Source organism: Ekhidna algicida (assembly GCF_051379705.1).
Classification (GTDB): Bacteria; Bacteroidota; Bacteroidia; order Cytophagales; family Cyclobacteriaceae; genus Ekhidna.
Genome location: NZ_CP179868.1, coordinates 1,713,441 through 1,733,016 on the forward strand (window position 1 = coordinate 1,713,441; position 19,576 = coordinate 1,733,016).

A 19,576-nucleotide genomic window follows, 5' to 3' on the forward strand; every position below is an offset into this window, starting at 1 on the left:
TTTTACTATAAATACGACACAAATATAAAATAGTTTATATTATAAACCAAACACTCAAAATAAAGGGACAGCTCGTACCGTCCCTTCTGTTCTTTTATTTCTCTTTCTTATCCTGTGCTTTGGGGGCTTTCTTTTTCTTGAGCTTGATATTTAGCTCTTCTTTCTTACCATCCCAGTCGGCAACCAAAGTATCGCCTTCCTGAATGTCCCCTTTAAGTATCTCTTCGGCAACAGGATCTTCCAGATGTTTCTGGATTGCTCGTGCCAAAGGCCTAGCTCCATATTGTGGATCATAACCTTTATCAGCCAAGAACTCTTTTGCCTTCTTCGTCAACTCAATGGCATAGCCAAGATCAGTAATCCGTGAGAACAGCTTACCTAATGTAATGTCTATAATCTTGAAGATATCTTCTTTCTCTAGTGAATTGAAGATGATTACATCGTCAAGTCTATTTAAGAATTCAGGACTGAAAGTTTTCTTCAAAGCATTATGAATAGTTGACTTCATGATATCATCCATGCTGTCTTTTCTGCTTTGCGTTGCAAAACCTATTCCTGCTCCGAAATCTTTTAGATCCCTAACTCCAATATTGGAAGTCATGATAATCAGTGTGTTTCGGAAATCGACCTTTCGTCCCAATCCATCTGTTAGTACACCATCATCCAGTACCTGAAGAAGTATGTTAAATACATCCGGATGGGCTTTCTCTATCTCATCGAGCAAGACAACACTATAGGGCTTTCTTCTCACTTTTTCAGTAAGCTGACCTCCCTCTTCATAACCAACATATCCCGGAGGCGCTCCTACAAGTCGTGATACAGAGAATTTTTCCATGTATTCACTCATGTCTATTCTGATCAAAGAATCTTCTTTGTCAAAAAGGAAACTTGATAGCACTTTGGCCATCTCAGTCTTACCTACGCCTGTTGGTCCCAGGAATACAAATGAGCCAATTGGCTTCTTCGGATCTTTCAATCCCACTCGTGTACGCTGAATCGCCTTAGACAATTTCTTAATTGCTTCTTGCTGACCGATCACTAGACCTTCAAGGTCTTTGCTCATCGTCACAAGCTTAGCACTCTCATTCTCTGCAATTCGCTTCGTAGGAATACCCGTCATCATGGCTATCACATCTGCCACATTATCTTCTCCCACCTCATAACGCTTCGTTTTTGTCTCATCTTCCCATCGAGCTTTCTCATCTTCCAACTGCGCAATGAGTTTTTTCTCCTTATCTCTTAGTTGAGCAGCTTCTTCATATTTCTGGCTCTTCACCACCTTATTCTTCTCCTTCTTCACATCTTCGATCTGCTCTTCAAGCTCCGTAATAATCTTCGGAACATTTATATTGTTAATATGAACTCTTGCGCCAGCTTCATCCATCACGTCAATCGCCTTGTCCGGCAAAAATCGATCAGATATGTACCTGTCAGATAAAGTCACGCAGGCTTTGATTGCCTCCGGCGTATAATTAACGTGGTGATGATTTTCATACTTATCCTTGATATTATCAAGAATTTGATGGGTTTCCTCCGGTGAGGTAGCATCAACCATTACCATTTGAAAACGACGTGCTAATGCACCGTCTTTCTCAATATATTGTCTATACTCATCAAGCGTAGTTGCACCGATACATTGAATCTCCCCTCTTGCAAGTGCTGGCTTAAACATATTGGAAGCATCCAGTGAGCCGGACGCTCCTCCGGCACCAACAATTGTATGGAGCTCATCTATGAAAAGAATGACCTCTGGAGATTTTTCAATCTCATTCATTACGGCTTTCATTCGCTCCTCAAACTGCCCTCGATATTTGGTGCCAGCTACTAATGATGCAAGATCCAAGGTTACCACACGTTTTCCGAAAAGGATACGTGATACTTTTTTCTGCACAATTCTAAGCGCAAGCCCCTCAGCAATGGCTGTCTTACCAACTCCTGGCTCTCCGATTAAGATCGGGTTGTTTTTCTTTCTTCTACTCAATACTTGAGCGACTCGCTCAATTTCTTTTTCCCTTCCAATGATTGGATCGAGTTTGTCTTCTTCGGCCAACTTCGTTAAATCTCTTCCGAAATTATCCAGCACCGGAGTTCGTGATTTCTCACTCCCTTTTTCTTTTCCTGATGCTGATCTTCCTGAACCTCTTGGGCTACTGGAGTACAACTCCTCACCTTCATCGTTCGGGTCATCAGTATCTGCAGAAGCCATCGGGTTTTCCGTCTGGTATTCGAGCATCTCTTTTACCAAATCATAATTCACTTCAAACTTTTCTAAAATTTGAGTAGCCAGATTATCTTCATCTCGCAATATTGAGAGCAACAAATGCTCTGTTCCAATTAGTGCGCTTTTGAAGATTTTAGCCTCCAAATATGTGATCTTTAATACTTTTTCTGATTGACGTGTGAGCGGAATATTTGCCAGATTCTTAACATTACTGGTCGCTGTTCCCTTGGTCGCCTGCTCAATTGCAGAGCGTAACTCTTTCATGGATAGCCCAAGCTTTTTCATTACACTCACTGCTACTCCTTCTCCCTCTCTGATCATACCCAGTAAAAGGTGCTCTGTGCCAATGTAATCATGTCCTAATCGCAGTGCTTCTTCCCTGCTCAATGAGATGACTTCTTTGACTCTGTTTGAAAATTTTGCCTCTTTTGACATGCGTTTTGCCTTTCGCTTTTTAGTAAAAATATAGGATAAACGAAGAATATCCCTTTAATGTAGATGAAAAAACGCGAGCAATTTCAGATTTGTTCAATATCTCGTCGAAATACTTGAAGTACTTTGATTTTACTGCTGCTTGATCAATTTCTTAGGAGTGATTTGTTCAAAATTTGCGCCGCATTCGGGCCTTCACACATGATCAAATCAACAATGCTCAAATTTGGAACAAAGGTATCACCAAAAAGCTGTGTATAGGGCGATGGTTCATATATTTTTCGATCAGAAAATGGTTTCTTGGGATTGATTGTGTTTCTAAAGTCATTCCCCTGGCCAATCTGATAATTTTCGGTGAATGAAATCTTAATATCAAAATGAAGGATTTTAAAGCAAATTCTAATGAACTCCAGATTTAAATCAATCAGTCGAGTTGGCTTGTTATCCCAAGTAGTTCTGAACTCCTCATTGAAGTATTCAAAGAATGGTGCTTTTCCATAACCTGAATAAAAAGCACCCCAATGATCTTTCATCCATCTTTGAGAATAATCGACCAAGACATCTTTTGTAGCCGTGCCGTTCGAATAGCGGACCGGGACAATCAGCGGCTGAATTTTATTGGAGGTTCGCACATAAGCTCTATTCCGGAAAGTCTGTTTCGGAAAAGAATCATGAATTTCAAAACAAACCTCTTCGTACTGAGACAGGAGAACAAAATATTCAAGACTTCCCAAATAGTGAGGTTCAATGATAATTGTGCTCATCCGACTATGTTCAGATCTCCCATCCCTTCTCTTATCACTTCCGGCCTATCACCAGTGCAATCAATGACAGTACTCGGATGAACTTGCCCAAACCCACCATCAATAACCACATCTACCAGGTTTTTAAAGTCATCATAAATAATCTCCGGATCTGTCGCATGATCGTGAATTTCATCATCATGTATGGAAGTTGTAATGATTGGGTTGCCTAGTTCATTTACTATCTCACGTGGAATGTTATTGTCAGGAATTCGTATCCCGACCGTTTTCTTTTTCACGTTCAAAATCTTTGGAACTTTCGAAGATGACTCTAAAATAAAGGTATAGGGTCCTGGTAGCGCCTTTTTCATCAACTTAAAAGTAGGAGTGTCCAAATGCTTTGTATATTCAGAAATGTGACTCAGGTCGTAGCAGATAAAGGAAAGATTCAAATGCTTCCCTTTGATTCCTTTAATGAGCCTTATTCTTTCAATCGCCTTTTGATTGAAAATATCACAACCTAAACCATAGACGGTATCGGTTGGATAAATGATCACACCACCAGCTCTTAAAATCTTGACGATTTCGACAATTTTTCGTCGCTCAGGATTTTCAGGATACAACTTTATAAACTCTGCAGCCATAGAATATTAGATTCTCAACAAGAACAATTTACTAAAAGAGCCAAAAAACGACGATTTCAAAATCAAATTATGAAAATGTTGAGCTTATCCAGTATGGTTTAATTTATTTTGCGGAAAATTTAAATGTCTTCTTTAGGGATTTACTCTCAATATTATGACATTAAGTTTTACGAGAAAGACTACATAAGAACAAACTGCAATGTCAGAAAAATCAACGATCCAAAAACCAAACGGCAAACTAGGAATTTTAACACCAGGAATGGGAGCCGTAGCTACTACATTCATGGCCGGTGTGCTCAGCATCCGAAAAGGACTTTCAGAACCCATTGGCTCACTTACCCAAATGGGAACCATTCGTCTTGGCAAAAGAACTGAGAAAAGAAATCCACTTATTAAGAATTTTGTTCCTTTGGCAGCTCTTGAAGACGTTGCGCTAGGTGGCTGGGATTTATTTGAAGACAATGCGTACGAGGCTGCCATGCATGCTAAGGTTTTGGATAAAGACCTTCTGAATGATCTTAAATCTGAGCTTGAACAAATCAAGCCAATGAAGGCAGTCTTCGATAAGAACTATGTAAAAAGACTGGAAGGCAGCCATGTGAAGAAAGGCGCAAACAAAATGGAGCTGGCGGAAATGTTGATGAAAGACATTGAAAACTTCAAGAATGAAAACAATTGTGAGCGCGTAGTGATGGTATGGTGTGGATCAACCGAGATCTATATCGAAGAAAGTGAGGTTCACTCAACGATTGAGAAATTCGAAGAAGGTCTAAGAAACAATGACCCGAATATTCCTCCAAGTATGATCTATGCTTATGCCGCGATCAAATTGGGTGTTCCTTATGCCAATGGTGCTCCTAATCTTTCGTGCGATGTGGATTGCCTGGTTGAACTCGCAAAGCAAACAGGAGCTCCGATCGCTGGAAAAGATTTTAAAACTGGCCAGACATTAATGAAAACAATCCTTGCTCCCGGACTTAAAGCTAGATCGTTAGGTATTGATGGTTGGTTCTCAACCAATATCCTTGGAAACAGAGATGGAGAAGTACTGGACGATCCGGATAACTTCAAAACCAAAGAAGTATCTAAACTCGGTGTTTTGGAGCAAGTGCTTGAACCAGAATTGCATCCGACTCTTTATGGAAATCTGTATCACAAAGTAAGAATCAACTATTACCCGCCACGAGGCGACGATAAAGAAGGGTGGGACAACATTGACATCAGAGGTTGGTTAGGATACAAAATGCAGATAAAGGTAGATTTCCTTTGTAAAGATTCGATTCTGGCTGCACCTCTTGTACTTGATCTTGCACTATTCCTTGATTTAGCGAAGAGATCTGAAATGAAGGGAATCCAGGAGTGGCTTTCATTCTATCTGAAGTCTCCACAAGCGTTGAAAGGCCTGAAGCCTCAGCATGACATTTTCGTTCAGCTAATGAAGCTAAAGAATACACTCCGTCACCTTGCGGGCGAAGATTTGATTACAAACTTAGGCTTGGATTACTACGATTAATCAAAGTCGTTTCTGATCCATCAATTTAATGGTACTCTGAAGGTCATCTGGATTGTCTACATCATTCCAGGTGTACCCTTCGACCAATACTGATTTCGCCTCCCGGCCAGCCATCAACTTAGATACAGATTCCGAGATTGTATATTCTTCTCGGTCAAACGATTGCTGAAATACATCGAATACATCTGACTTCAAACGAAAGAGTCCTGTATCATATCGGTTAAACTTGGGAATCATTTTTCCAATGGAATCAATATATCCTTCATCATCAACCTGAACTTTTGTCACATCATCAATATCTATATGCTTGTTGGACTCCCCGGGCATATCTACTGCTAGCTGTAGCGTGTTTTCAAGACCAGATGATTTCTTCACAAATTCAGCAACAAATTCAGGATCGAATACATGATCTCCCATGGTCAGAAAAAAATCTCCCATCTTATTTTCTTCTACCCATTCTTTCGCTCTAAATACTGAAAATCCATTTTCCAAATCAAACCTCTCATTGTGCAAAATAGTTATGTCAGCATCAAGAGTGTTTTTAAGCTCGGGCAATGCTGCTTGAAGTTTTTCAGCGCCATAACCACTAATGATACAAAACTTTTTGACACCACAACGTTTAAAAATTCGGATATGGCGAGCCATCAAAGTTTCACCATTTAAAGTGACCAGACTTTTTGGAATGCCTGTATCTAATCGGGTATTTTTACCTGCTGCTAATATTACAAGATTCAAATTGGGGGTTTTTTATTGTAAATGTGCCAAAATTGACATGGGATTCGATTCAAATCTCAATGTTACGAAAATGTTTCCAAGTGATATAACTAAATTTGCGGAATGGGGAAATTTTTGAGAGAACGATTTTCAAGTTTCAAGCTTGCGGAAGATGCAAAAAAGAATGGATATTATGCATTTTTCCGAACGTTCCAGTCTAAGCAGGAGACTCAGGTAAAAGTCAATGGGAAAGAGGATGTTTTGATGTTTGGTTCTAATAGTTATTTGGGGCTGACAACTCATCCAAAAGTGATGGAAGCGGCTGAAGCTGCTGTGCGTAAATATGGTTCAAGTTGCTCGGGTTCCAGATTTCTAAATGGAACTACCGATATGCATGAGAAACTGGAAAACATGCTTGCGAATTTCCTCAACAAAGAAGAAGCACTTGTTTTCAGCACAGGCTTTCAAGTCAATCTTGGCGTTCTCCCGACCATAGCCAAACAAGGTGATGTGCTACTTCTGGATAGACTCAATCATGCCTCACTATATGAAGGAGCAAAATTAAGCGATGCATCATCTGTTATTTTTAGACATAACGATATGCAAGCGCTGGAAAAAAAATTATCTCAACTTCAAGATGCAAATCACAGAATCATTGCTGTTGATGGGATTTTTAGTATGGAGGGCAACATTGCCAAACTTCCTGAAATAGTTGAGCTCGCTAAGAAATACAATGCTTCAGTTATGAGTGATTGCGCTCATGCCGTTGGAGTACTTGGTGATCACGGAAGAGGTACTCCTGACCATTTTGGCATCTCCGATGATGTAGAGCTTATAGGTGGCACTTTCAGTAAATCACTTGCCTCTCTTGGCGGATTTGTGGCAGGCGACAAGGAAACCATTCAGTATATTAGACATGTAGCCCGTTCGCTCATCTTCAGCGCAAGTATGACCCCTTCTTCTACCGCAGCTACTATTGCGGCATTAGAAATCATGCAGTCTGATGACTCCAGAAGATTGAAGCTTTGGGAGAATACAAACTACTCATTAAAGCGACTTAAGGAACTCGGTTTCGATACTGGTCATGCTGAAACGCCAATTATCCCTATTTACATAAGAGATAATGAAAAAGCTTACAAGATGACCATGCGTCTTTTTGAAGAGGGCGTGTTTGTGAATCCAGTAGTTGCTCCCGCAGTAGCGCCTTCTGACACACTTATTCGATTCTCTCTAATGGCAACACATACCATCGAGCAAATTGATATTGCAATTGATAAGATACTGAAGGTTGCGAATGAACTAGATGTAAAACGTCAAACAGAAGTGGCTTAAGTTGAAAGTTGCAATCACTGGAGCCAATGGTTTTCTAGGATCTTACTTAGTAAAAGAGTGCCTCCGTCAGCAGATGGAGGTTCATGCTTTTATACGGAAAAACGCTAACATCTCACTTCTTCCTAACAATCAGGGCTTGACATTGCACAATGTCGATTACCACGAAAATCTAACTGATCAATTCACCGCTATAACAAATGAAATAGGAGATCTGGATTTCTTCATTCACAATGCTGGCATGACGGTGAGCCTTAAAAATGAAGAATATTATCAGGTAAATGTTGGGATTACAACAGCCATAACGGAGGCACTTCTAGCCTCAAATCTGCTAAAATCGAAAGGTCGTTTTGTCTACACTTCATCCTATGCTGCACAGGGCCCGGCCATTATTAATCAACCGGTTTCCCATTATGGAAGAAGCAAATTGCAGGCTGAAAAAGTCATTCAGGAAAAAATGCCTGATTATCTATTGGTAAGACCTACTGCCATTTACGGATCCGGCGATGAGGCTTTTCTTCCTCTCTTTAAGGGTGCTAAAATGGGTATCTACCCAGTCACAGACAGCAAACAAAGGATGAGTATGATCCATGCCGGAGACTTGGCAAGAATGATTGTTGCGGATATGCAAAGTGCTCCTGGTATTCTTCATTACAATGATGGAAATACTTATTTGCATCAAGACTTTATTGAGATCTTTCAAATGCTATTCAAGAGAAAAGTCAGAAAATTTCCACTCCCAAAATGGTTGGCTAAGCTTTCGATGGGATCTTCAGATATTTGGCATAAAATTATCAATAAGCGGCCTGGAATAACCCTGGAAAAATTTGATGAAATCTCCCAACATTGGGATCTTCACACAACAGACCTAAGACACTCAACTATTGAGCCTCAGATATCGCTAAAAGAAGGGTTTGAAGATGCTCTGAAGTATTATCAGGAAAATAACCTAATCTAATGTCACTGGAAATAAAGGAAGTCATCACCAAAAAAGAACTCAAACAGTTTGTCAAATTTCCATGGGAGCTGTATAAGGACAACCCTTATTATGTCACTCCTTTGATGGATTTTGAAATGAGCACGCTCCTCAAGGAGAAAAATCCCGCATTTGATCACGCTGAAGCGAAATATTGGGTAGCAGAAAAAGACGGTAAGATCGTTGGAAGAATTGCCGCAATCATTTTGGAGTCTGAGCTCAGAGAAAAGTCACTGGCACGCTTTGGGTGGGTTGATTTTATTGACGATAAAGAAGTTTCAAGTCTCTTATTCGAAACAGCCAAAAGCTGGGCTGAATCTAAAGGAGCAAAGGCTATCCATGGCCCGATGGGATTTACAGATTTGGACTTTGAAGGCGCTCTTGTGGAAGGCTTTGATGAGCTTGCAACTCAAGCAACTATCTACAATCATCGATATTATATTGATCATTTCAAAGCATGGAATCTGGATGTCGCGGCTACCTGGGTAGAATTGCGAGGAAAGGCTCCGACGAAAAATCCTGAAAAAGTAAATCGAGCCGTTCGAATTATTGAAGATCGATTTAAAGTCAAAGTAAAAGACTTCAAAAACACGAAGGAAATCTTAAAATATGCTCCCGGGGTTTTCGAAGTATTAAACGAAGCATACTCTGACCTGTACGGCTATATTCCACTGACTCAAAAGCAAATCGATTATTACGTGGAGCAATATTTCGGCTTCATCCGAAAAGAGTTTGTCTGCATCATAGTAAACGAATCTGACGAGGTAGTGGGATTTGCTTTAACACTTCCTTCATTATCCAAAGCATTCCAAAAAGCAAAAGGATCACTTTATCCTTTTGGATTCATTCATGTGCTGAAATCATTTTACTTCAATGATTTGGCAGATTTATTCCTCATTGGGGTGAAGCCGGAATATCAAAAGCTTGGTATACACGCGCTTATCTATGATTATCTACAGAAAATTTACGAGAAGAAAGGAATAAAATACATGGCCTCCGGCCCTATGTTGGAGAGCAACAAAAACGTATTAAACACCTGGAGTGAGTTCGATATTGATGTTGGGAAAATAAAGCGAAGTTGTTTCATCAAACATTTTTAGGTTGAGTTTAGTAGTTTCACAAGATGGAAATGAAAGGTAAGCATGCCCTGATAATTGGTGGCTCAAGCGGCATTGGTTTAGCGACAGTAAAAAAATTAGCGTCGCATGGTTGCGACATTACGATCATCCATAGAGATCGAAGACAAGGAGTAGCAGATCTTGAGGAAGCCACTACTGATCTTATCAAAAAATTTAACGTTTCCATTTCTAGTCACAACATTGATGCAACTAATCCTGAAAAAATTGATGCCTGCCTCTCGTCGATTAAAGAAACAGGAGTTTCCCAGTTCACCACCGTGCTCCATGCGGTTTCTCGTGGAAATCTAAAGCCATTTGTGTCTGATGGTCCTAAACTTTCTTCTCAGGATCTTGCATTGACCATCGAAGCTATGGGAACCAATCTCAAGCACTGGATTGATGGGCTCTTAAGTGAAAACTTAATTCAGAAGGGAAGCAAAATTTTGACGTTAACCTCCGAAGGAAATGATAAATTTTGGGAAGGTTATGGTGCAGTTGCTTTAGCAAAATCGACTTTAGAAACGCTCTCAAAATATTTAGCCATTGAACTAGCTCCAAAAGGAATCACTGTCAATATTATTCAAGCAGGCGTTACAAACACACCTTCTTTACGTCTCATCCCAGGATCAGATAAGCTCATCGAGGAGTCAAAGCAACGCAATCCATATAAGCGTTTGACTACTCCGGAAGATGTGGCAAATACAATTTTTCTATTGTCACAACCAGAAGCCAATTGGATTAATGGAGCACTTATTCACGTAGATGGCGGTGAGCATTTGATATGAATACTTACGAAAATATATTACGTCTTCTCCCTTACAAACGTCCATTTTTATTTGTCGATGAAATTGAATCATTGACTGATGATGGTGCTGTTGGCAATTACACCATAAGAAAAGATGAGTTCTTCCTTGAAGGACATTTTCCTGGAAATCCGGTTGTTCCAGGAGTCATTTTGACTGAAATTATGTGTCAAATCGGCTTGGTTACTTTGGCCATGCATTTGATGCAACTTGACGGAAAATCCAAAGTTCTTCCGGCATTTACGAGTGCCAATGTTGACTTCCTTTCTAAAGTTCTCCCGGAGGACAAGCTTATTGTTGAATCAAAAAAAGTCTATTTTCGCTTCGGAAAATTAAAATGCACTGTTTCCTGCAAAAAAGAAGATGGAACTGTTGTGGCAAAAGGTGAGTTAGCAGGGATGGTGGTCAAATCAGAAGCATAATTTTGGAAAAACATAGAGTTGTAATAACCGGATTGGGAGTAGTAGCTGCTAACGCAATAGGCGTAGACAACTATGAAAAGGCGCTTAGAGAAGGCAAGTCTGGTATCAAACATTGGGAAGAGCTTGATAAAATCAATCTCAAATGTCAAATAGGAGGAGCGCCTGATTTATCCTCGATCACATTAGGTGATCATCTTCCGCGCTTATTAGCAGAGAAAATTACAAATAAAGGAGTTCTATACGCTATGCTGGCAGGTGTTGAGGCCTGGAAAGATGCTGGTCTAGAGCCCAACACTGAAGAAAGAGACCTTAATTCCGGAATGATCTTTGGCGCCGGCGACCTCAGTTTTGACAGTTTTATAAACAGAGATTTTCCAGCTTATCCAATCGATAACGGGGATAGCAGGAGACTAGGTTCTAGAACCATTTCAGAATGCATGAATAGTGGCGGAGCTGCTTACCTCAACTCCATCCTTGGTTTAGGTAACAGAATTCAATCAAATTCATCGGCGTGTATTACAGGGTCGGAAGCCGTATTAATGGGTTATGAATATTTGTCTCAAGGACGTGCAGAGCGAATGGTTTGCGGTAGTACAGAAGGAGATGGCAGATATATCTGGGCGGCATTTGATGCGATGCGTGTACTTTGCTCAAACTCCAATGACAATCCGGAGTTTGGCTCCAGACCAATGAGTGATTCATCATCCGGATTTGTGCCATCGGGAGGTTCGGGAGCATTGGTTTTAGAGACCTTAGAAAGTGCAAAAGCCAGAGGAGCAAAAATCTATGGAGAAGTATTGGGAGGACATGTGAACTCTGGGGGGCAACGAAGTGGCGGAACCATGACAGCAGCCAACCCGGAAGCAGTAGTTGATTGTATCACCCGTGCGATGGAGTCAGCTGGTATCACTCCTGACGAGATTGATTTGATCAACGGTCACTTGACATCTACAAAAGGTGATCCTGCAGAAATAAGAAATTGGGTGAAAGCCCTGGGAAGGTCAGGTAAAGATTTTCCAATGATCAATACGCCAAAGTCCATGATTGGCCATGCAGTTGCCGGTGCTGGTTCCGTTGAGCTAGTTGCTAGTGTTTTGCAGCTAAATAAAGACTTTGTTCATGCGAATTTGAATGTCGAAAACATACATCCAGAAATTTTATCAGAAATTTTTGGGGGTTGTATTCCTACGAGTTGCCAAAGCAAGGAAGTAAACACTGTAATCAAGGCCAATTTCGGTTTTGGTGACTTAAATTGCGCGCTCGTTTTAAGGAAATACAAAGAAAGATGACTAGAGAAACTGTAAAAACCGATCTTATCAATATCATTAAGCCTTATTTGCCTGAGAATATCATGGATAATGAAGTTTCAGAGGATAAGCACCTTATCAATGATTTGATGATTAACTCTGCACATATCGTAGATATCGTGTTAGACATTGAAGATAAATTCGACATCATGATCGATGATGACGTGATTGGCGAAATGAACACTGTTCAGGATTCTATCGACGTAGTTTTACAAAAAACTGCCTAATCGGTCAACTCCTTCAGCAACTTTTGATCGTACTTCCTCTGAACTCTTGTCAGAGGCAAGTATCCGATCGTCCATAGAAGGCTTAACGCCAGGAATAGATCAAAGCGACCAAAGATTGCAAAAAGAATAGCTGTATTACGGTGGGTATTACTGCCGCCAAGCCAAGCCCACCAAAACAGCAGCTTATAATTCAACTTCTTATATAAAGAATCAAAAGACTTTGGATTAGCCGCAGCTAATTCCCGCATCGCTTTTCTCTCATCAGCCGTTCGAGAGGTAAATCGAATCTGCTTTCCTGTGTAATCACGATTGATTCCATCAATAATTTTGTGATACCACTTATTCCCTGTTGGCTGGATCTCTTCGACAGTTAGCGGTATATAGCCAGCTTGAGACTTTCCGATAAGCAAGAGGTATTCAGACTTGTAAAATTCATAAAGTGCAGCTTTATAGCTATGAGCATATCCAGTTGCTGCTGTCAATACAAAAATCCACCAGCCGTATTCTGAGACGAAGTATAGCGATCCTCCCACATAACAAGCAATAAAAACCAGGTTATCAATAAGACCATCAATGACCCTCCCCATATCCGAAGATTGTCCAGTCATACGAGCTAACTGACCATCTGCACTATCCAAGACTCCCGCCCACACCACAAGGAATCCTCCCAGAATTACAATTTCCAATCTATTTTGATAGTACAATAGGCCTCCGCCAATAACACCTATCACCAAACTTATCAGTGAGACATTGGTAGGCGTAAGCTTTAACCAACGCGCTACCTTGGCAAAATATAACCCATAAAATCGACTGAAATAGATATCAAAGCGCTCTTCAATATCAATTAGCTTAATTGTAGAAAGAACCTCGTCCAGATGTTTTCGATACCTTCTTTTTAAGTATCCGAACATTACTAGTTATTGCGCTTTACTCGTGAGAATAATGAAATTTTACTATCGAACAAGAACTGCCAAATCACTTTAGCATAACTCTTATGTGCATAGAGGTTTTCGTAGTGCTCTCCTGCAATTTTCTTTAATTCTGGAAGTTTAGATCCGGGAATTGTTGGAAAATCGTGATGTTCGTTATGATAGCCAACATTCCAAATGAGTTTATTCCACCAGCCGTAGTAAGAGTAAGTTTCCTGGCCTTCTTTATAGATGAAATGCTCTGCCACAAAATGACCTGAAATTGGGTGCAAACCAGTCGCTAATGCTGTTGACAATCCGAGGTATAAAAGACCTGCCCAGCCTGCAATGAAATAGAATCCAACCATGGCGGAAATCTGCACAAGTGCGTTGATAATTTGCCATTTATCAGGAACTAGCGGATGTACAAATATTGGTCTAACCGCATAAACCGGAATTTGAATAATAAGCCAAATGAATTTTCCGATTGGGCCTCTGAAAACCTTTGCTTCCCATCTTACTGCAAGATCTGTATCAACACCTTCTTTACCTTGGTGCCAATGATGTTTTGCATGATATGCTTTAAATGCCATCGCGAACGGAACAACCAATGGCAAGTTGACAACAATAGCCAACCAATTATTAAATACCTTCTTTTTAAATGCCAGATCATGTGTGATTTCATGAACTGCCAATACGATAATGTGTGTGAGTGTTGTTCCCACCAAAATCACCAATAAACCAAAAAGCCATGGATTCTCTGGTAAGAAAAATATTGGAATTGAAAGCTGCAAAGCAGCCACAAAGAGTGTTTTAAATATTAGCGACGGATCATTCCCGAATAACTTCTTCACTTCAGGATGTGACTCCATAATAACCTTCCTTCTTTGAAAGTGAGGTTCTTTCTCTTCGCTCCAGGTAAAATCTTGTTGCTCCATAATCTTCTGCAAATTTAACTAATGGGGTCGTAAAAAAGTTCTGGATGCGAATCCGCCTACCTTATCAAGAAGATTCATGATTACTGATGCCTTTTTTGTATCAAAAGATGAAAATTGATCTGCTTTTGAAACTTCTCTTACTTCTGTCATCACTTTCGTCATAAAATCTTCGATCAAGTTTGGATCTTCCGAAACGAAAACCACTTCTTGTTCAAAGTAATAGCTTACCAAATCGTAATTACTGCTCCCGAAAATCAATTTGTCATCATCTATCAATATTGCTTTCATGTGGGACATTCCTGGGTACTCTTTAAGCTTAAAATATCCTTTCTTCTGCTCAGATAATATGATGTTTTTAAAAATCGATTTATTGTTTTCTTGTGGAGATACAACAGTGATCTCCACTCCATTGGCAGCAACCAGCCTCAATACCCCTAAAAGCGGTTCAGAAATGTATGGTGATATAATTTGAACTGTTTTTTTTGCACCCTGTATATGCTGAAATAAGTCTTCGTAAAGCCTATTACTTTTTACTCCGTTAAATAAGTAAAGAGATCCTTCATCTGTTTGGATGAATCTAGATTGATTCAACCCTTTCCAGGTAGAATTAAAATCAGAAACAAGACTCATTCCAAGCTTTTCATCATGGAGTTCTACCATCATGTCATGCCATTCAAAATTGTGGTCGCTGAAATTGATACCGCCTAAAAAACTAGTCTCACCATCTACAACCACCATTTTTTTATGATTACGCAATGGGTACTTCTGCCCTAACCAGCCAACAGGATTAGTGAACTCAACTTCAATACCTGAGGATTTTGCTTCTTGGATAAGTCTGGTTGTCGCTCGAACCTCTTTTCGAAAATCAGAATCCTTCAGGTACTTGTATGATTTAACGAAGTGATCATTGATCACAACTTTAGAATAACTGTCAACAAGTAGTCGTTTATCTTTTGCTGGACTAGCCTTCATTGTATCTATAAGCCAACGTCCAGCAGCGTCGCCCTCAAAAGTCATAGCTTGCGCTAACAGCGAGTCTTTCGCATTGCTACCTACCTCCTCTAGCCTTTCCATAAAGGCTTTCGATCCCAACAAAATCTTTGATTGTGCCAATGATTGATTTTTTGGCAAAGCTAACGGGCTTATCCGTTAATCCATGTATTCTACCTTGTCCAAATCAAAAATGAATGATCCGACCGTCATATCAATTTCCAACCTTAGCGGAAATCTGTTGCTATCGTCACTCATGACCACACGGCCTGTTTTTCCAGATTCAAAGTATTCACCCTCCGGAAAATCCAGTCCAAATTCGAGCGCTCTTACTTTCCTGCCGGAATATTTATGAGTTGTGCTTTTCCCCGGTAGCATTCGAAACTCATACAAATCGTTGGAAAAGAAAGTTCGAACTTCTACTGTATTAACAAATTGAGATTTATCCCTGCTCCTGAGCCACATATACGTACTAAGCGCATCTCGAATGGGCACGTTTCCAGTATCAAATCTGTGATAGCGCCATTCATCCAAATCTTCGATATAAGCGCTTACAGAGACGGAATCAGCGTAAGAAAAATAATCATGGCGTATATCAATGGAGCCTTTTCCTTCCATATCGCGATCAGATCTGAACGGCTGAAGCCTATCTACCTCGATCAGCGATTCCATGCAAACGCTAAGCTTGGAAAAGACCCTAAACCAGCTGGCAGTGGTCACGGTAAACTGAACTTTATAATGTGGCTTTCGGCCCTTTCCTGGATATTGAAGCTCAGGATCTAACCAAAGAACAGCCTCACCAATATTAAACCAACCAAACTTCATGTTATAGGTCAGTTTCTCGCCAGGTTTGAAAGGATATGATTTATTTTGAGCTTCAGATTGAATTGATGTCAATATCACGATGACCAGGATTAAAACCCTGAACCAAACGCGAACGATTGAGCCGAATGAAAATTGCACTTGTATGTCCTTATGATTTTTCACGCCCCGGTGGTGTTAAGTCTCATATTGTGAGTTTGTCCAAACATCTTGCAATGATAGGACATCAGGTTAAAATCATTGTACCCAATATTAATGCCAATTTAGTTGAAGAAAAAAACGTTCACTTTTTTGGCCGAAATAGATCCGTCAATATTGGAGGTACGAAGATAGACGTAAACATAGCTTTAGGGGATGAAAAAAAAGTGCTAAAGTCATTCTTAAAGGATGAAGCTTTCGATATCGTCCATTATCACACCATATGGAATCCTTTACTTCCATTTCAGGTGCTGAAGCATTCAAAAACAAAGCAGATTGCAACTTTTCATGATACACCTAAAAGTGATTTTATAGGTGACTGGATTATGCCGACTGTCGCACGAGGCATTTTCACTTTCCTGGATCAAATTATATCCGTTTCTAAAAGTCAATCTGGATATATCTCAAGATTCTCTAAGAGAAAGATTCATATTATTCCGAATGGAATAGACCTTGAAGAAATTGAATCGATTGCTCCAAAGGAGAACACGAGGGATGATGACTTCTTTCAGATGTTTTTTATGGGAAGATTGGAGCCAAGAAAAGGAGTAATGCACGCTCTAAGAGCTTTTCACCAATTGAAAAAGCGATATCCAAAAATGAAACTTGTGATTGCTGGAGATGGCGATGGAAGAGTAGAAGTAGAAAAATACATCCGCGATCATTCCTTAATAGATGTAGAACTATTGGGGTTTGTGGATGAAGTTACAAAGTACAAATTGCTAAAAGAATCTGAAATCTATCTGGCTCCTGCGCTCTATGGAGAAAGCTTCGGAATCGTATTGTTGGAATCCATGGCCGTGGGAACACCTATTGCAGGCTATGCCAACTCCGGATATAAAAATGTAATCACAGATAAAATGATAGAGGGATTTGCAGAGCCAGGAAACTTGGATCAGCTCATTTCTTGCATAGAAAAATTGATTCCTTCGGCCAAACGTGAATCTTTAGCCAAGCATGGCTTAGAAGAGGTAAAGAAATACGATTGGGCTGAGGTTTCGAAAGAGGTTAATGAGGTTTATTTAAAATAAGCCCTCACCTTATCCATCACATAATCCATATCCTCCTCGTACAATTCGCCGATCACAGCTACTCTAAATGTTTTGCTTTCCGGTATCACGCCCGGATAAATGGTGATTCCATTTTCATATAAATAATCATGAAAGTGATTGAAATCTAAACCTTCTTTATCAAGATTTATAGCAAGTAAAATTTTGGACTGTTGCTCTTCCGGTAAGAAGAATGTAAATCCAAGCTCCTTGAATCCATCGTAAAGCTTCTGCCAATTTGCCTGGTAACGCTTCCATCGGTTTTCTAATCCCTCTTCTTCGTGCTCTTTTATGGCTTCTAAAAAGGCATAGCTAGTTTGCACAGGTGGTGTGAATCGGAGTTGATCTTTTTTCTGGAGATTATCCCACTGCTTGTACACATCGAAATAAAAACCTGTTCCGTTCGCTTTCAAATCTTCCGTTCTATCCTTATGAAAGATCACAAAAGACAGCCCCGCCATACCATGAATACACTTATTGGAACTGGAGAATAGGTAATCAATGTGAAGTGCTGCTAAATCGATCGGATAGGCACCATAAGAACTCATTGCATCCACAATGAATTTTACTCCCGCATCTTGACAGATTTGTGCAACTTCCTCAAGTGGATCCAACATCCCTGTAGAGGTTTCATGATGCACCATGATCACATGTGTGTAGGTTCCTGAGGAAAGCGCTTCTTTAATTTTTGTTGGCTCGGGGTAATCACCAAATTCAAACAGGGATGAATTTTTTAAACCATATCCATCGCAGATCGCTTTCATTCGAATGCCATACGCTCCATTGGTAATGATCAGCGCATGATCATCTTTGCCCAACGCTGAAACTAAGCATGCTTCCATGGCTCCAGTACCACTTGCTCCAAACAATGAAACTCTGTGGGTTTCAAGCCCATTTCCGACCTTTAGGATTCCATCGCAGATATCATGCATGACTTGCCCAAACTCGCCCTCTCTTGGACAGATATCCGCTATCAGTTGAGCTTCTTTCACTCGTTGTGAAGTAGTCGCTGGTCCAGGATTTAATAAAATTTTTCGGTCTAGTTCTTTTTTATGCAGCATGAACGTGTCTTTTTCAATTAAGAATAGAATCAGCCTGGCCTAATTGCCAAGGTTTTTCATAAATGCCTCCTTGTTTTGAACAGGAGTGGTTGTTGGTCTGCCCAAATCAGCTCTGGACGCCTCCGTGGTTCTTACTTCTAACATCACCGGTCCTTCCGCTTTTTGGAACTGATCCCAAGTATCTGGCATCTCATCCATAGTGGTCACCAACCAAGTTTGGTTGTATCCGGATGCTTTAGCTATTTGCTGAAAGTCGATGGCAAATCCAACAGTCGCCTGTCCACCTACAGATTCGTGGCAGCCGTTGTTGATAAGAATGTGCTTGTAATTGTTCGCAGGCTGATTGCCAATGATTGCGCCAGCACCCATGTGCATAATCGTGGCTCCATCGCCATCCAGACAATAGACCGGACGATCTTTCTTACTTAGTGCAATCCCTAAAGCAATTTGAGAAGCATGTCCCATTCCTCCGACTGTTAGGAAGTCTTTCCCATGTTCCATATTATGCTTCGCGCGAATTTCGAATACTTCTCTGGATGATTTTCCTGTGGTAGAGACCACAACTGCTTCTTCCTCCATTTTTTGAAGCATCCACTCGATTACTGACTCACGGTTGATTGTATATGGATTTTCAACCTTTGTTTGAAGCTTATACTTATCAAATATTCCTTTCTTGACGAGAAGAGCATAAGGCGCATTCGATTGTTTCATACCTTCAAATGCTACTGTCAGCTGATTTTCAGCTTCTTCTTCATCATCCGAAAGAACAGCATACTCAATTTCCATTGTCTGAAGTAGCTCCTCGGAAATTCTACCTTGCTTCACATGCTGCGGCTCATCCTTTACACCTGGCTCCCCTCGCCAGCCTATCATCAATAACATCGGAATGGAATACACATCACTGTCTGCAAGCGACGTAAGCGGATTCACGCAATTTCCGAAACCGGAATTTTGCATGTACACCAAAGGAATCTTTCCTGTGGCCAAATGATGTCCCATGGCCAGCGCAATTGCACCTCCTTCGTTGGCGGCAATTATGTCCGAACCTTCATCAGTCATAACTGAACAAAAATCCTTTAATAAGGAATCTGGAACACCTGTAGTGAATTCTACTCCTTGATTTCTAATTGATTTTAAAAACTTCTGAGGATCTAGCATTAC

The 19,576-nt window shown here is 40.4% G+C and carries 19 protein-coding genes; 9 read left to right on the forward strand and 10 right to left on the reverse strand.

Annotation, left to right across the window (positions count from 1 at the left end; all coding sequences use genetic code 11):
• Positions 1-94: 94 nt before the first annotated feature.
• The 3 genes from ACL8WY_RS07420 to ACL8WY_RS07430 all read right to left on the reverse strand — a co-directional run bounded on the left by ACL8WY_RS07420 (position 95) and on the right by ACL8WY_RS07430 (position 4,040).
• Positions 95-2,656: an ATP-dependent Clp protease ATP-binding subunit gene (locus ACL8WY_RS07420; RefSeq protein WP_436517797.1), complete on the reverse strand. Its 2,562-nt coding sequence runs from the start codon at positions 2,654-2,656 to the stop codon at positions 95-97.
• Between the two features lie 143 nt (positions 2,657-2,799).
• A complete protein-coding gene (locus ACL8WY_RS07425) occupies positions 2,800-3,417 on the reverse strand; it encodes a WbqC family protein (protein WP_436517798.1) in 618 nt (205 codons plus the stop codon).
• On the reverse strand, positions 3,414-4,040 hold the full coding sequence (locus tag ACL8WY_RS07430; protein ID WP_436517799.1) for an L-threonylcarbamoyladenylate synthase: 627 nt from the start codon (positions 4,038-4,040) through the stop codon (positions 3,414-3,416). The genes ACL8WY_RS07425 and ACL8WY_RS07430 overlap by 4 nt, the downstream gene beginning before the upstream one ends.
• Before the next feature lie 199 nt (positions 4,041-4,239).
• Between ACL8WY_RS07430 and ACL8WY_RS07435 the strand changes: the two genes are divergently transcribed.
• A complete protein-coding gene (locus ACL8WY_RS07435) occupies positions 4,240-5,553 on the forward strand; it encodes an inositol-3-phosphate synthase (protein WP_436517800.1) in 1,314 nt (437 codons plus the stop codon).
• Here ACL8WY_RS07435 and ACL8WY_RS07440 read toward each other — a convergent pair whose 3' ends face one another.
• Positions 5,554-6,288: an NTP transferase domain-containing protein gene (locus tag ACL8WY_RS07440; RefSeq protein WP_436517801.1), complete on the reverse strand. Its 735-nt coding sequence runs from the start codon at positions 6,286-6,288 to the stop codon at positions 5,554-5,556.
• A 102-nt stretch (positions 6,289-6,390) separates the two neighbouring features.
• Here ACL8WY_RS07440 and ACL8WY_RS07445 point away from each other — a divergent pair, with 102 nt between their 5' ends.
• The 7 genes from ACL8WY_RS07445 to ACL8WY_RS07475 are packed head-to-tail and all read left to right on the forward strand — an operon-like array spanning position 6,391 to position 12,449.
• Positions 6,391-7,599, forward strand: a complete 1,209-nt coding sequence (locus ACL8WY_RS07445) for an aminotransferase class I/II-fold pyridoxal phosphate-dependent enzyme (RefSeq protein ID WP_436517802.1) — start codon at positions 6,391-6,393, stop codon at positions 7,597-7,599.
• A 1-nt stretch (position 7,600) separates the two neighbouring features.
• Entirely contained in the window at positions 7,601-8,554 is a 954-nt protein-coding gene (locus tag ACL8WY_RS07450; protein ID WP_436517803.1) for an NAD-dependent epimerase/dehydratase family protein, read from the forward strand.
• Positions 8,554-9,672 (forward strand): hypothetical protein, encoded by a 1,119-nt coding sequence (locus ACL8WY_RS07455; RefSeq protein WP_436517804.1) that lies wholly within the window; start codon positions 8,554-8,556, stop codon positions 9,670-9,672. Before ACL8WY_RS07450 ends, ACL8WY_RS07455 begins: the two co-directional genes overlap by 1 nt.
• A gap of 29 nt (positions 9,673-9,701) precedes the next feature.
• On the forward strand, positions 9,702-10,475 hold the full coding sequence (locus ACL8WY_RS07460) for an SDR family oxidoreductase (protein ID WP_436517805.1): 774 nt from the start codon (positions 9,702-9,704) through the stop codon (positions 10,473-10,475).
• Positions 10,472-10,915, forward strand: a complete 444-nt coding sequence (locus ACL8WY_RS07465; protein WP_436517806.1) for a 3-hydroxyacyl-ACP dehydratase FabZ family protein — start codon at positions 10,472-10,474, stop codon at positions 10,913-10,915. Before ACL8WY_RS07460 ends, ACL8WY_RS07465 begins: the two co-directional genes overlap by 4 nt.
• A 2-nt stretch (positions 10,916-10,917) precedes the next feature.
• Entirely contained in the window at positions 10,918-12,204 is a 1,287-nt protein-coding gene (locus ACL8WY_RS07470) for a beta-ketoacyl-[acyl-carrier-protein] synthase family protein (RefSeq protein ID WP_436517807.1), read from the forward strand.
• A complete protein-coding gene (locus ACL8WY_RS07475; RefSeq protein WP_436517808.1) occupies positions 12,201-12,449 on the forward strand; it encodes an acyl carrier protein in 249 nt (82 codons plus the stop codon). The genes ACL8WY_RS07470 and ACL8WY_RS07475 overlap by 4 nt, the downstream gene beginning before the upstream one ends.
• Here the strand turns inward: ACL8WY_RS07475 and ACL8WY_RS07480 are convergent.
• Genes ACL8WY_RS07480 through ACL8WY_RS07495 form a run of 4 tightly spaced genes read right to left on the reverse strand, consistent with a single transcriptional unit; the run spans position 12,446 to position 16,188 of the window.
• Positions 12,446-13,360 carry a CDP-alcohol phosphatidyltransferase family protein gene (locus ACL8WY_RS07480; protein WP_436517809.1) on the reverse strand — a complete coding sequence of 305 codons (915 nt, stop codon included), beginning with the start codon at positions 13,358-13,360 and terminating at the stop codon, positions 12,446-12,448. The two genes, ACL8WY_RS07475 and ACL8WY_RS07480, sit on opposite strands and share 4 nt — an antisense overlap.
• Positions 13,361-13,362: 2 nt before the next feature.
• Positions 13,363-14,295 carry a fatty acid desaturase gene (locus ACL8WY_RS07485; RefSeq protein WP_436517810.1) on the reverse strand — a complete coding sequence of 311 codons (933 nt, stop codon included), beginning with the start codon at positions 14,293-14,295 and terminating at the stop codon, positions 13,363-13,365.
• An 18-nt stretch (positions 14,296-14,313) separates the two neighbouring features.
• Positions 14,314-15,408: a phospholipase D-like domain-containing protein gene (locus ACL8WY_RS07490; protein WP_436517811.1), complete on the reverse strand. Its 1,095-nt coding sequence runs from the start codon at positions 15,406-15,408 to the stop codon at positions 14,314-14,316.
• Positions 15,409-15,444: 36 nt separating this feature from the next.
• Positions 15,445-16,188 (reverse strand): DUF3108 domain-containing protein, encoded by a 744-nt coding sequence (locus tag ACL8WY_RS07495; RefSeq protein WP_436517812.1) that lies wholly within the window; start codon positions 16,186-16,188, stop codon positions 15,445-15,447.
• Between the two features lie 47 nt (positions 16,189-16,235).
• Between ACL8WY_RS07495 and ACL8WY_RS07500 the strand changes: the two genes are divergently transcribed.
• Positions 16,236-17,336 carry a glycosyltransferase family 4 protein gene (locus ACL8WY_RS07500; RefSeq protein WP_436517813.1) on the forward strand — a complete coding sequence of 367 codons (1,101 nt, stop codon included), beginning with the start codon at positions 16,236-16,238 and terminating at the stop codon, positions 17,334-17,336.
• Here the strand turns inward: ACL8WY_RS07500 and ACL8WY_RS07505 are convergent.
• Both ACL8WY_RS07505 and aepY read right to left on the reverse strand, forming a co-directional pair.
• A complete protein-coding gene (locus ACL8WY_RS07505) occupies positions 17,324-18,415 on the reverse strand; it encodes a 2-aminoethylphosphonate--pyruvate transaminase (RefSeq protein WP_436517814.1) in 1,092 nt (363 codons plus the stop codon). The genes ACL8WY_RS07500 and ACL8WY_RS07505 overlap by 13 nt on opposite strands.
• A gap of 39 nt (positions 18,416-18,454) precedes the next feature.
• A complete protein-coding gene (gene aepY / locus ACL8WY_RS07510) occupies positions 18,455-19,573 on the reverse strand; it encodes a phosphonopyruvate decarboxylase (protein ID WP_436517815.1) in 1,119 nt (372 codons plus the stop codon).
• Positions 19,574-19,576: the final 3 nt, after the last annotated feature.

Coding starts and splice junctions, on each gene's coding strand:
- ACL8WY_RS07485 (WP_436517810.1), bottom strand. CDS start 14,295: ATGGAGCAACAAGATTTTACCTGGAGCGAAGAGAAAGAACCTCACTTT.
- aepY (WP_436517815.1), bottom strand. CDS start 19,573: ATGCTAGATCCTCAGAAGTTTTTAAAATCAATTAGAAATCAAGGAGTA.
- ACL8WY_RS07435 (WP_436517800.1), top strand. CDS start 4,240: ATGTCAGAAAAATCAACGATCCAAAAACCAAACGGCAAACTAGGAATT.
- ACL8WY_RS07425 (WP_436517798.1), bottom strand. CDS start 3,417: ATGAGCACAATTATCATTGAACCTCACTATTTGGGAAGTCTTGAATAT.
- ACL8WY_RS07465 (WP_436517806.1), top strand. CDS start 10,472: ATGAATACTTACGAAAATATATTACGTCTTCTCCCTTACAAACGTCCA.
- ACL8WY_RS07505 (WP_436517814.1), bottom strand. CDS start 18,415: ATGCTGCATAAAAAAGAACTAGACCGAAAAATTTTATTAAATCCTGGA.
- ACL8WY_RS07455 (WP_436517804.1), top strand. CDS start 8,554: ATGTCACTGGAAATAAAGGAAGTCATCACCAAAAAAGAACTCAAACAG.
- ACL8WY_RS07480 (WP_436517809.1), bottom strand. CDS start 13,360: ATGTTCGGATACTTAAAAAGAAGGTATCGAAAACATCTGGACGAGGTT.
- ACL8WY_RS07430 (WP_436517799.1), bottom strand. CDS start 4,040: ATGGCTGCAGAGTTTATAAAGTTGTATCCTGAAAATCCTGAGCGACGA.
- ACL8WY_RS07420 (WP_436517797.1), bottom strand. CDS start 2,656: ATGTCAAAAGAGGCAAAATTTTCAAACAGAGTCAAAGAAGTCATCTCA.
- ACL8WY_RS07445 (WP_436517802.1), top strand. CDS start 6,391: ATGGGGAAATTTTTGAGAGAACGATTTTCAAGTTTCAAGCTTGCGGAA.
- ACL8WY_RS07500 (WP_436517813.1), top strand. CDS start 16,236: ATGAAAATTGCACTTGTATGTCCTTATGATTTTTCACGCCCCGGTGGT.
- ACL8WY_RS07475 (WP_436517808.1), top strand. CDS start 12,201: ATGACTAGAGAAACTGTAAAAACCGATCTTATCAATATCATTAAGCCT.
- ACL8WY_RS07460 (WP_436517805.1), top strand. CDS start 9,702: ATGAAAGGTAAGCATGCCCTGATAATTGGTGGCTCAAGCGGCATTGGT.